This window comes from Mesocryomonas lacus (genome assembly GCF_055730135.2).
On sequence record NZ_JBUZWE020000004.1, the window covers coordinates 305,064 to 317,458 of the forward strand.

Sequence of the window (12,395 nt, forward strand, 5' to 3'; positions counted from 1 at the left end):
GCGATGATGCGAATCGCTGTGGGAGGAAACAGCATGGAATTCTACGAAACGGGCACGTTCGTCGGTCGCGTCTGGCGGCCGGAGCTGGAGGGCCCGTCGGTCGTCGTCATCCGGAACGGCGATGTCGTCGACATCACCTCGCCCGAAATACCGACCGTCCGCGATCTCATCGAGATGAAAGACCCGGCCGGCGCCTTGGCGGCGACGACGGGCGAAACGCTCGGCCGCGTCGCCGACTTTCTCGGCGGCCGCGGCCCGAACGGCGCGCATCTCCTCGCGCCGATCGACCTGCAGGCGGTGAAGGCCTGCGGCGTGACCTTCGCGCGCTCGATGCTCGAGCGCGTCATCGAGGAGAAGGCGGCCGGCAATCCGGATCTGGCGCAAGGCATCCGCGACCGCGTCACCGCCCTCATCGGCGACAGCCTACGCAACGTTCGCGCCGGCTCGGCGGAAGCCGAACGCGTCAAGGCGGCGCTGATCGAGGAAGGCGTCTGGTCGCAGTATCTGGAAGTCGGCATTGGCCCCGATGCCGAGGTCTTCTCCAAATCCCAGGTCCTTTCGTCGGTCGGCCACGGCGCTGATGTCGGCCTGCACCCGATCTCGAAGTGGAACAATCCGGAGCCGGAGATCGTGCTGGTCGTCGACAGCCGGGGCGAGGTCCGCGGCGCGACGCTCGGCAACGACGTGAATCTGCGCGATGTCGAAGGGCGCTCGGCCCTGCTCCTCGGCAAGGCGAAGGACAACAACGCGTCCTGCTCGCTCGGTCCCTTCGTGCGCCTCTTCGACGACAGCTACGGGATTGACGACGTGCGTCAGGCCGAGCTCGACCTGAAGGTCGAGGGCGAGGACGGTTATGTGCTGAACGGCCGCAGTTCGATGAAGGAGATCAGCCGCGATCCGCTGGATCTCGTTTCCCAGACCATCGGCCGCCACCACCAGTATCCCGACGGCTTCGTGCTGTTCCTCGGTACCCTGTTTGCTCCGAGCGAGGACCGCGATCATCCCGGCCAGGGCTTCACCCACAAGATCGGCGACGTCGTCACCATCTCGAACGACAAGCTCGGGGCCTTGCGCAACCGCGTGCTGCTCTCGACGGAATGTGCGCCCTGGACCTTCGGTCCTTCGGCCCTCATGCGCAACCTCGCCGCCCGCAAACTGCTATGACGCTCTGACGCTCTGAGCTGTTACCTCAATATGAAGACGGCGCCGCGAAGACCGCGGCGCCGTCTATTTCATTCGCCCCGCACCCAAAGTATCGGCAAAGGGCGGCAGCCAAAAGTTCAGCCGCGGGACGGATCGATCAGGAATTTCTCGCCCGTCGCCTTGCGCTGGTATGCCTCGACGACGTCCGGCTGGATCGTCTCCTCAAGGCTGATGACGCGCGTGTAGCGGCTGGCGAATGTGGTCGTCAGCTCGTCGACCACACGCTGGCGCAAGCGGGCGCCGACCTCAGGACCGGCCTGCTGCAGGAACGGAAAAAGCAGCCAGCCGGCGACGCTCCAGCGGAAGCCGAAGCTCAGCCGGTTGAGCACCAGCGGCGCGGGATCGAGCGCGCCGTAGACGTAAAGCTGCTTGAAGGTTTCAGAGCCGTAGCGGTTGTAGGATGGCATGGCCGCCGCCGCCGCTTGCTCCATCGCCGTCAGGATGTCGCTGCCGAGCGTGCCGCCGCCGATCGGATCGAAGGCGATCGTCGCGCCGGTCTCGGCGATGGCATCGGCGAGCTGGGCCTTGAAATCGCTGGCCGTGCTGTCGACGACATGCGTGGCGCCGATCCCGCGCAGGATATCCGCCTGCGCCTTCGAGCGGACGATGTTGACCAGCGGGATGCCGTCGGCGATGCAGATTTTCTGTAGCATCTGTCCAAGATTGGATGCGGCGGCCGCGTGGACGATCGCCTTATGTCCCTCGCGGCGGGCCGTCTCGACGAAACCGAGCGCCGTCAGCGGATTGACGAACATCGAAGCGCCGTCGGCCGCCGTGGCGCCGGCCGGCAAGGGAACGACGTCCTTGGCTGCGAGCTTTCGGTAATCGGCATACATGCCGCCGCCGATCGCGCCGACGAGCTTTCCTTCCAGCGCCTTCGCGTTCTTTCCGGCAGCCACCACGGTTCCGGCCGCCTCGTTGCCGATGGCCATCGACTGGCCCATCCGGCCGGCGACGCTGCCCATCCGCTCCTTCGGCACCGTGAAAGTCAGCTGAGATCCGTCCTTGCCCGCCTTCATCGACGCAATGTCGGCGGGGCCGAGGAGCAGACCGAGATCGCTCGGATTGATCGGCGCGGCCTCGATGCGGACGATGACCTCGTCATCGCCGGGATCGTTGATCGACACCTCTTCCAGGCCAAGGGTCAGGACACCGTCATCGGTGATGGTCGAGCGCAATTCTTTGGCGGTCATGGGCATGGTGGTTCTCCGAAAGTTTGGGAGGGGCGAGGATCATGATCCGTCGCCTGTCGCAAACTAACTGGCGTTTCCACCGCCGTTTAACAGGCCCCCAGCCCTTCGCCGCCCTGTCTGAACACCTTGGCCCGACCCACTGGGTACCGGCTTTCGAGCGCGCGCAACGGCGTGCCACGCCGCCACGCCCTTCAGTTTACGCCGCCGCGCAATGCGTCGACGATGATGCGTCAGAGCATCCCGAGGGCCTGGAGGTACAGCTCCAGGATGGCGTCCATCTCGGCACGCTCGTTGGCGTCCTGCTTGCGGATCGAGACGATCTTGCGGATCACCTTGGTGTCGTAGCCGCGGCCCTTGGCCTCGCCGTAGACTTCCTTGATGTCGTCGGCGATCGTCTTCTTTTCTTCCTCGAGACGCTCGATGCGTTCGATGAAGGCGCGCAGTTCGTCGGCGGCAACGGTGGAATCGGCGGGGGTGTTCTCGTCCATCGGAATCTCTCGGTCGCTGGGAGGCCGAAGCCGCCTCAAGAATTCGGGGTCGACCCTTCGCACCAGACGGCCGCGGCCCCGAAGGCCGTGGCTCGTCGAGGACCGGGATTCGACTGCGTCCGGCGCACCTAGCAGATAAAGCCGAAAGTTTGAAGGAAGATGGTCGCGCTGTTCGCCGGCGCGGTCAGGAGTGCGGCGCCTTTGCCGCGAAGGCGGCAGCCGCCTCCGGCGCGGCTTCGCGCTGGTACTGGTCGCGCCAGGTGTCGTAGGGCATTCCGTAGACGATCTCGCGGGCCTGTTCCTTGCCGATGTCGACGCCCGCCTCCCCCGCGGCCTCGCGGTACCAGTTCGACAGGCAGTTGCGGCAGAAGCCCGCGAGATTCATCAGATCGATGTTCTGGACGTCCGTCCGCTCGCGCAAATGGTCGCGCAGCCGGCGAAAGGCCGCCGCCTCGAGCTCGGTCTGCAGGCGCTGGTCGATCTCGGTCATCGCTGTCGTCCTCGTCGGTTCGCCCCTAGCGGGCACGGCTGTCATATCGGATGCAACGGGGCCAGCGGCAAGCCGACAGCGCAGCCGGGCGACCGCGGGACGGAAGCCCTTGACTTGGCGTCGTCCGGCTTGCCTATCAGGACGTCAATAGTTCGTGCCGCTTGGTGATACCGATGTCCACCTCCGTCTCCGCCAAGCCCGCCCTTCTCGGCATTTCCATCGGCATGGCGCTGCTGGCGCTCTTCGTCGGCGCGCTGGCCATGGGCATATCTCCGGTCTTCGTCCGCAACGCCGAAGTCGGCCCCTTCGCCAGCGCCTTCTGGCGCGTCGCGCTGTCCTTGCCCGTACTGTTTCTCTGGGCGCGGATCGAGCGGGCGAACACGGCCGCAAAGCCCCGGTCCGGCGGCGGCCGCGCGCTGCTCCTGGCCGGCCTGTTCTTCTCCGGCGACCTCATTTTCTGGCATCTGGCGATCAGCCACACCTCGATCGCCAACGCCACCTTCTTTGCCTGCCTCGCGCCGTTCTGGGTCGCCGTGCTTTCGCGCTTCACCATCGGCGAAGCGGTGTCGCGCCAGACTTTCATCGGCCTCGCCGTCTGTCTGCCCGGCGCGGCGCTGCTGATCTTCCACTCCGCCAGCGATGGATCCAGCAATTGGGTGGGCGATCTCTACGGCATCGCCACCTCCTTCTTCTTCGGCCTCTACTTCCTGGTGATGCGCACGGCCCGCAAGCACTTCGCCGCCGGCGCGGCGACGCTCCGCTCGACCCTCATCACCACGCTGGCGCTCCTCGCCGCGGCCGTCGTCTCGGGCGAAGGCTTCCTGCCGGAGACCGGGACCGGGGTCGCGAACCTCCTGGCGCTCGGCATGATCAGCCATGCCGGCGGTCAGGGCCTGCTGGCACTGGCACTCGGCGTGCTGTCGGCGTCCTTCTCCTCGCTGGTGATCTTCGTCGAGGCGGCAGCCGCCGCACTCTTCGCCTGGATCTTTGCTGGCGAGAGCCTCGGCCTCCTGCAGATCGCCGGCGGGCTCCTGATCCTTTTCGGCCTCTTCGTCGCCCGCCCCCGCCCCGCGCCAACGCTCTGACGCGCGGGTGCAAGGCGTTTCAGCTTGCACGGAGAGCTTGCGAAGGGCACTCAGGAGAGATCGGACATCGGCAGAAAGGCATGACGCATGGAAACCGGGTTCCCGATCAGCGGCTTCGGCATTCTCATCCTCGCCGTGCTGTTCTTCGCGGTCATCGTCCTCTTCGCCGCGGTCAAGACCGTCCCGCAAGGCTACGCCTATACGGTCGAGAGTTTCGGCCGCTACACCCGCACGCTGACGCCCGGCCTCAACATCCTCTTGCCCTTCGTCGAGCGCATTGGCCGCCGTCTGAACATGATGGAGCAGGTGCTCGACATCCCGACGCAGGAGGTCATCACCCGCGACAACGCCTCGGTCGCGGCGGATGGCGTCGCCTTCTACCAGGTGCTGGACGCCGCGGCCGCCGCCTATGAGGTAAGCGGCCTCGAGAACGCCATCCTCAACCTCGTGATGACCAACCTTCGCTCGGTCATGGGCTCGATGGACCTCGACGATCTCCTGTCGAACCGCGACGCGATCTCCGAGCGCATTCTCCGGGTCGCCGACCAAGCTGCGAACTCCTGGGGCATCAAGATCACCCGGATCGAGATCAAGGACATCAACCCGCCGCGGGACCTCGTCGACTCCATGGCCCGGCAGATGAAGGCCGAGCGCGAGAAGCGCGCCGAGGTGCTAGAGGCCGAGGGTGCGCGGAACGCCAAGATCCTGCGAGCCGAGGGCGACAAGCAGGCGCAGATCCTGCAGGCGGAAGGCCTGCGCGAGGCGGCCTTCCGCGAGGCCGAGGCACGCGAGCGGCTGGCGGAAGCGGAAGCCACCGCGACCCGCGTCGTCTCCGAGGCGATCGCCGCCGGCAACGTCCAGGCGCTCAACTATTTCGTCGCGCAGAAATACACCGAGGCGCTGGCAAAGCTTGCCTCGGCGCCCAACCAGCGCGTCATCCTGATGCCACTTGAGGCGGCATCGCTGATCGGCTCGATCGGCGGCATCGCCGAACTCGCCCGCGCGTCCTTTCCCGACACCCCAACGCCCACCTCGCCCGCCGCAAAAGGCCGCGTGACGAGCACGCCCGCCGTCGGCTCCGTGCCGCCCCGCAGTGGTGTCGAGGGCCCATGACGCCGCTCGCCGAGATCGTGCCCTATGCCTGGTGGATCGCCGGCCTCGTGCTCCTTGTGCTCGAAGTCGTACTGCCCGGCGTCTACCTCCTGTTCCTTGGCATCGCCGCGCTGATCGTCGGCACGGCGGTCCTGCTCTTCGGCGAGGCCAGCGGCTTTACCTGGGAATGGCAGGTGCTGGCCTTCGTCATCCTGTCGACGCTTGCGGTGCTTCTCGGACGGCGCAAGGTCGGCCCGAAGACGATCAGCGGACCGAGACCGGTGCTGAATGACCGTACCGCCCGCCTTGTCGGCAGCGTCGTCGTCCTGTCCGAGCCGATCGTCGGCGGCAGCGGCAAGGTCGCGATCGAGGACGGCTGGTGGCGGGTGAGCGGCCCGGACCTTCCGCTCGGCGCCCGCGTCCGGGTCACCGGCGTCGAAGGATCGGTGCTGACGGTCATTCCAGCCACGTGAAGGGCCGAGGCTTTCGCGCAGCCGGCCACGGGTTGGCAAGGTTGCGTTAACCATCCGCGTTTACCTTTCGGCAATGAGTTTGCGAATCAGCAACCGGCCGGTGGGATCTTGAACGAGCCACGCAACACGTCAGCGGAGACGCCGAGATGCACCCTCCGGGGGGCCGGCATCGTCGTGCTCGCGCTCGGCTGCGGCTTGGCCGGTCTTGCCGCCGCGCAGACGCCGGCAGCGCCCCCGTCCGGGATCGAAGGCCTGCGGCCGAGCGCTGGCACCGTCGCATCACCCACCACGACACCCTCCGGGCTGACGGGTCCTCGCAGCCTCACCGATCCCGGTACCGGCGCGGCCGATCCGTCGACGACGCTGCGCGACGGCGGCGGCGATGGCGCCTACGTCCCGTTCAGCCGCGGCGCCGAGGACTCCAGCGACCTGCCGGACACCACCGTTCCCCCGGTCGACGCGACCGACGACGCAGCGGCCCCGGCGAAACCGAAGTTCGATCTCTTCGAAGGCCCCGACGGCAAGCCGACGGCCCCGGCCAATCTCGCCAGCCCGCCGGCACCGGCGGCGGCAGGCCAGAACCTGCCACAGAACGGTGCGGCGCGTGGCAACGCAGCCGCAACGCGTCAAGGCAACGCACCGCAACGGGACCGCAATGGCCGGCCGATCGACCCGCTGATGGCGGCGCGCAATGGCGGCTTGCCGCCGCGCGACCTGTCGCCGCCGGCCAGCCGGGTGGATCGCCCGCGTGGCGAAAGCATCCTCGGCCGTCAGAACCTTGCGATCACCCCGCTGCGCGGGACGATCCCGATCGCCGAGAACGATCCCTTCGCCCCGGTCGGCATCCGCGCCGGCTCGTTCGTGCTCTACTCCACCCTCAACCAGAGCCTCGGTGCGTCCACCAACCTGTCGGACAGCGCAGGCGGCGAAGGCGGCATCTTCAGCGAGACCGATGTTGCGGCCCGGCTGCTGTCAGACTGGTCGGAGCACCAGTTCGAACTGAACGCGCTCGGCGCCTACCGGCGAAACTTTGCCGGCGACCTCGAATCGGAACCGCGTATCGCCGTGGATGGCCGGCTGCGGCTCGACATCGACCGGATGACGACGGCGACCCTCAGGGGTGCCTATGAATATCGCCAGGAAAGCCCGATCGACTTCAACGCCGGCGAGTCCGCGGCGGACCGGCCGGACCTTTCCACCTACTCCGCCGGTGCGGAGCTCGAACGGCAGTTCGGCCGCCTGACCGCCGGCCTCGACACGTCGGTTAGCCGGCAGACGCGCTCGACCCCCGATCTCGCAGGGGAAACCCGCATCCTCGACGAAAGCTACACGACCTATACCGCCGCCTTGCGGGGCGGTTACGAGATCTCGCCGGCCTTGAAGCCCTTCGTCGAAGGCAGTCTCGGACGGCGCAACTTCGACGACGAGGTCGATCTGGCCGGCGTCGAGCGCGACTCGCTCATCCAGTCCCTGCGCACCGGCGTCGCCTTCGACCTCGGCGAGAAATTCCTCGGCGAGATCGCGGCCGGCTATGCCTGGAACGTCCCGGACGCCGCGTCGCTCGAGACCACGGGCTCGCCGACGATCGACGGTCGGCTCGCCTGGTCGCCGCAGCGCGGCACGGATCTCGTCCTAACCGGCCAGACCCGCTTCGACCCCGATACCGACGATACCGGCACGTCGACGGTCTACGAGGGGGCTTTGGCGCTGCGCCACCGGCTGACCCACCGCACCGACCTGACGGCGACGCTGTCGGCCGCCTACCGCGACAGCGAACGCGCCACCGACCAGCAGACCAGCTATTCCGCCGAAGCAGGCTTTCTCTACTGGCTGAACCGCTCGCTGGCTTTCACCGGACTAGTGCGACACGAGAACCTGACCGGCAAGACCTCGGAGGACGACTACACCTCCGACTCCATCAAGATCGGCCTGCGTCTCCAGCGCTGACCGAAACCCCCGGCAACCGCCATCGCCGCGCTTTCGCCGCGAACCCACGTCAACGTGATCGCCTGCACGGCGGATGCGGGCTGGAAGCCGTCGTGGTAAAGCACCTCTTAACGACCTCGGCCGTATGATGGACGAAGGGTGCAGGAACCGGCTCCGATTCGATGGGAGCATTGGTTTCGCGCTGTCGCGGCATTCGTCGAGCGTGGAAAGCAGGCCTTGCCTGCAAACTGCCTGGGGATGCTGAATCTTTCGATCAAGGAGCTTGCCCATGTCCGGAGACTCTCGTTTTTCCCGCCTCGCTGCGGCCGCGCTGGCCGGACTGATCTTCCTGGGAGCGGCACCGTCGGCTTCCGCCGATGCCGGCTTCAAGCGCTGGATCGCCGACTTCGAGGGTACCGCGATAAAGGCCGGCATCAGCCGCCAGGTCTACCGGGCAGCCTTTGCCGGCGTCGAGGATCCCGATCCCGAGGTGATCGAGAAGGCGAAGTTCCAGCCTGAGTTCCGCGACACCGTCTGGGACTATCTCGACAACCGCGTCAACGAGGAGAGCATCGCCGAGGGCCAGGCCCAGCTTCAGCGGCTGAAGCCCTGGCTCGACCGGATCGAGAAGCGCTTCGGCGTCGACCGCGACATCCTGCTCGCGATCTGGTCGATGGAGACCAATTACGGCAAGATCCTTTCGCGCACCGATGTCGTCAAGCCGCTGCCGCGCTCGCTGGCGACCCTTGCCTATCTCGACACCAAGCGCGCCAAGTTCGCCCGCACGCAGCTGATTGCCGCGCTGAAGATCGTCCAGAAGGGCGACGTCTCGGCGAGCGGCCTCACCGGCTCCTGGGCCGGCGCGATGGGCCATACCCAGTTCATTCCGACCAGCTATCTGGCCTATGGGGCGGACATGGATGGTAACGGCCATGCCGACATCTGGACCAACGTCCCCGACGCCCTGGCGACGGCTGCCAACCTTCTGCGGAAGAACGGCTGGCAGAGCGGCAAGACCTGGGGCTATGAGGTGATCGCGTCGCCGAAGCTTGCGGGCGTCAAGGGCTCGAAGAGCATGGCCGAGTGGGCAAAGCTCGGCGTGCGCCGCGCCAACGGCAAGGGTTTCTCCTCCTCCGCCGAGAAGGCCAACCTTCTGATGCCGGCGGGCGCGAACGGGCCGGCCTTCCTGATGACCAAGAACTTCTTCGTCATCAAGGCCTACAACAATGCCGACAAGTATGCCCTGGCCGTCGGCCATCTCGGCGACCGGATCGGCGGCTACGGCCCGCTGGTGCACGACTGGCCGCGCGGCTACGTGCCGCTGTCGATGGTCGAGCGCGCCGAGGTGCAGGAGCACCTCAGCAAGCACGGGCTCTATGACGGCAAGATCGACGGCAAGATCGGCTCGGGCTCCAAGGGGGCGATCATGTCCTACCAGCGCAGCGTCGGCGTCGACGCCGACGGCAACGCCTCCAAGGCGCTGCTCGACATCATGCGGAAGAACTGATGGGGATCGGGATGGCGACACGGCGACCGCTGCGGCTCGCCATCCTGATCGGTCTCACGCTGGCCTTCTCGCTTACCAGCCTCGCGCCGTCGCTGCTGCGTACGGCCGAGGCTCAGGAGCGACGCGGGCTGTTCGACATGCTGTTTGGCGAGCCCCGCCAGCAGCGCTACTATCGCGACTATCCCGATCCGCCGCGCCGGGTGATCCGCACCCAGCCGCGCCGGAAAGAGGTGAAGCCGGTGCGCAGGCCCAAGCAGGCGACGCGGGCGCGGGCTGTCCCTTCGCCGGCGGCGGCCCCGCCGCAGATCGTCGAAAAGCGCAAAACGGCGAAAACGGTGCTGGTCATCGGCGACTTCATGGCCGGCTCACTTGCGGGCGGACTGGAGACGAGCCTTTCCGACAACCGTGACCTCAAGGTCGTCAACGCCGCCAACGGCTCGTCCGGCCTTGTCCGCGACGACCACTACGACTGGTTGGCTAAGATCGGCCCCCTCATCGACCAGGAAAAACCCGCCATCGTCGTCGCCATGCTCGGCTCGAACGAGCGCCAGGCGATGGCGTTCGCCGGCACCAGCCTCACGCCCCGCACGCCGGGCTGGATCGCCGAATATGAGCGGCGGGCGGGTGCCCTGGCGGATGCCGTCGCCGCGAAGAAGGTGCCGCTGATCTGGGTCGGCATGCCGGCCTTCGAGACCGAGGCGATGAGCGCCGACATGGCCTATCTCAACGAGATCTACCGCAAGGCCGCCAGCGCCGCGGGCGGCGAATATGTCGATGTCTGGGATGGCTTCGTCGACGCAGCCGGCGCCTTCGCCTTCTCCGGGCCGGACATATCTGGCCAGCCCGCGCGGCTGCGCAATGCCGATGGCATCACCATGACTCCCGCCGGTGCCGAGAAGCTCGCCTTCTTTGCGGAAAAGCCGATATTCCGCCAGCTCGGGACGTCGGTCGACGGCATCGCCCTCTCAGGGCCCGACGAGACGCTGCCGAAAATGCCGAAGGTCAATGCGGCGAACGCCACCTCGACCCCGCTGGTCGCCCTCAGCGACCCCTCCCTCGACGGTGGCGATGCACTGCTGGGCGGACCGTTGCAGCAGGAGGATGCGGCAGAGCCATCGCCGCGCGACCGGCTCGTGCTGTCGGGCATCCCGACCAGCGCGGAGCCAGGGCGCGCAGATGCCTTCAACCGCGGCAACCCGCCCGCGGTAGCCCCACCGCCGCCATCGCCGGATCAGTTCCGCGGGTCCGTCGCCGACCAGCAAGGTCCTCAGGCGGCACCTCCCTCCCCGCCACAGCCGGATGGAAGTGGCACACCGGACGGCTGACCCGTCCTCACGCGCCCACTTTGCACGACGGCGGCACCGCGCCGGGACGCGGCATCCGTGCCGCCGCCCCGGCATCCACTTGCCGTCTCAGCGCGGCAGCGTGGTGACGCCCATGAGGTCGATGTCGATCGCCCGCGCCGCCTGGCGACCCTCGCGGATGGCCCAGACCACCAGCGACTGACCGCGGCGGATGTCGCCGGCAAGGTAAAGCTTGCCGACGGTGCTGCGATAATCCTGGTCGTTGGCGACGAGCGCGACGTTGCCGCGTCCATCCGCCTTCTGCGCCAGGCTGCTGCCGAGCTCGGAAACCGGGCCGGCCGCAAACGGGCCGGCAAAGCCGATGGCGATGAAGGCGAGATCGGCCTTGATGATGAACTCGGTGCCAGGGATCGGCTTGCGCCGGGCATCGACCTCGGCGCACTTCACGCCTGTCAGGTGCCCGTCTTCGCCGGTGAACTCCAGCGTCGCCACCTGGAACTCGCGCACCGCGCCCTCGGCCTGGCTGGACGAGGTCCGCATCTTGGTCGCCCAGTAGGGCCAGACCTCAAGCTTGTTCTCGGTCTTCGGCGGCTGCGGCCGGATGTCGAGTTGCGTCACCTTGACCGCGCCCTGGCGGAACGCCGTGCCGACGCAGTCGGACGCGGTATCGCCGCCGCCGACGACGACGACGTGCTTGCCCCCCGCCCAGATCTCGCCCGAGCGCCAGCCGACATTCTCGATCTTCTCGCCGCCGACGCGGCGGTTCTGCTGCACGAGATAGGGCATGGCATCATAGACGCCGGTGAGTTCGCCATGCGGGATGCCGGCATCGCGCGGCCGCTCCGAGCCGCCGCAGTAGAGCACCGCGTCGTATTCGGCGAGGAGATCGGCGACCGGCTTGTCGGCGCCGACATTGACGCCGCAGAAGAACGTGACGCCTTCGCCCTTCATCTGCTCGACGCGCTTGTCGATCCAGTGCTTCTCCATCTTGAAGTCGGGGATGCCGTAGCGCAGCAGGCCGCCGGGCCGCGACTCGCGCTCGTAGACGTGCACCGCATGCCCGGCCCGGCCGAGCTGCTGAGCCGCCGCCATGCCGGCGGGACCCGAGCCGATGATCGCGACCTTCTTGCCGGTCTGAACCTTGGCCGGCTGCGGCTTGATCAGGCCGAGCTTGAACGCCTTGTCGGCGATCGCCTGCTCGACGGTCTTGATCGCAACCGGGGTGTCCTCGAGGTTCAGCGTGCAGGCTTCCTCGCAAGGCGCGGGGCAGATGCGGCCGGTGAACTCGGGGAAATTGTTGGTCGAGTGGAGGTTGCGGATCGCGCCTTCCCAGTCGTTGGAATAGACGAGGTCGTTCCAGTCGGGGATCTGGTTGTGGATCGGGCAGCCGGTCGGGCCGTGGCAATAGGGAATGCCGCAGTCCATGCAGCGCGCCGCCTGCTTGCCGACCTCGGCATCCGACATCGGCAGCGTGAATTCGCGGAAATGGCGAATACGGTCCGAGGCCGGCTGGTATTTTGGAGTCTGCCGGTCGATCTCGAGGAAGCCCGTCACCTTGCCCATGTCTTGTCCCACTCTCAGTTCGTCGACCCGCGGGACTGTCCGGCAGGCGCGCATGACGTCAGACCGCATTT

At 67.3% G+C, this 12,395-nt stretch carries 11 protein-coding genes; 7 read left to right on the forward strand and 4 right to left on the reverse strand.

The annotated features are described in order from the left end of the window. The first annotated feature begins 33 nt into the window (after nt 1-33). Nucleotides 34-1,164 carry a fumarylacetoacetate hydrolase family protein gene (locus ACZLZY_RS08715; RefSeq protein WP_472933836.1) on the forward strand — a complete coding sequence of 377 codons (1,131 nt, stop codon included), beginning with the start codon at nt 34-36 and terminating at the stop codon, nt 1,162-1,164. Between the two features lie 116 nt (nt 1,165-1,280). Here ACZLZY_RS08715 and ACZLZY_RS08720 read toward each other — a convergent pair whose 3' ends face one another. The 3 genes from ACZLZY_RS08720 to ACZLZY_RS08730 form a co-directional block, all read right to left on the reverse strand. Continuing rightward, on the reverse strand, nt 1,281-2,402 hold the full coding sequence (locus ACZLZY_RS08720) for a zinc-binding dehydrogenase (RefSeq protein WP_472933837.1): 1,122 nt from the start codon (nt 2,400-2,402) through the stop codon (nt 1,281-1,283). A gap of 224 nt (nt 2,403-2,626) precedes the next feature. Then, entirely contained in the window at nt 2,627-2,884 is a 258-nt protein-coding gene (locus ACZLZY_RS08725) for a DUF2312 domain-containing protein (protein WP_472933838.1), read from the reverse strand. A 184-nt stretch (nt 2,885-3,068) separates the two neighbouring features. Continuing rightward, entirely contained in the window at nt 3,069-3,374 is a 306-nt protein-coding gene (locus ACZLZY_RS08730; RefSeq protein ID WP_472933839.1) for a DUF1244 domain-containing protein, read from the reverse strand. 173 nt (nt 3,375-3,547) lie between these two features. Between ACZLZY_RS08730 and ACZLZY_RS08735 the strand changes: the two genes are divergently transcribed. From ACZLZY_RS08735 to ACZLZY_RS08760, 6 genes are all read left to right on the forward strand, one after another. Continuing rightward, nucleotides 3,548-4,459 (forward strand): DMT family transporter, encoded by a 912-nt coding sequence (locus ACZLZY_RS08735; protein ID WP_472933840.1) that lies wholly within the window; start codon nt 3,548-3,550, stop codon nt 4,457-4,459. Between the two features lie 87 nt (nt 4,460-4,546). Further along, entirely contained in the window at nt 4,547-5,572 is a 1,026-nt protein-coding gene (locus tag ACZLZY_RS08740) for an SPFH domain-containing protein (protein WP_472933841.1), read from the forward strand. After that, entirely contained in the window at nt 5,569-6,024 is a 456-nt protein-coding gene (locus ACZLZY_RS08745) for an NfeD family protein (protein ID WP_472933842.1), read from the forward strand. The genes ACZLZY_RS08740 and ACZLZY_RS08745 overlap by 4 nt, the downstream gene beginning before the upstream one ends. Nucleotides 6,025-6,132: 108 nt before the next feature. After that, the gene (locus ACZLZY_RS08750) at nt 6,133-7,971 is read left to right on the forward strand and encodes an outer membrane beta-barrel protein (protein ID WP_472933843.1); all 1,839 of its coding nucleotides are present in this window, start codon (nt 6,133-6,135) and stop codon (nt 7,969-7,971) included. Between the two features lie 268 nt (nt 7,972-8,239). Next, nucleotides 8,240-9,457, forward strand: coding sequence for a lytic murein transglycosylase (locus tag ACZLZY_RS08755; protein WP_472933844.1), 1,218 nt, complete (start codon nt 8,240-8,242; stop codon nt 9,455-9,457). Then, complete coding sequence (locus ACZLZY_RS08760; protein ID WP_472933845.1) at nt 9,457-10,782, forward strand: SGNH/GDSL hydrolase family protein; 1,326 nt, start codon at nt 9,457-9,459, stop codon at nt 10,780-10,782. Before ACZLZY_RS08755 ends, ACZLZY_RS08760 begins: the two co-directional genes overlap by 1 nt. Nucleotides 10,783-10,869: 87 nt before the next feature. On the opposite strand, the gene ACZLZY_RS08765 is transcribed toward ACZLZY_RS08760, so the two are convergent. Next, on the reverse strand, nt 10,870-12,324 hold the full coding sequence (locus ACZLZY_RS08765; RefSeq protein WP_472933846.1) for a glutamate synthase subunit beta: 1,455 nt from the start codon (nt 12,322-12,324) through the stop codon (nt 10,870-10,872). Between the last annotated feature and the right edge of the window lie 71 nt (nt 12,325-12,395).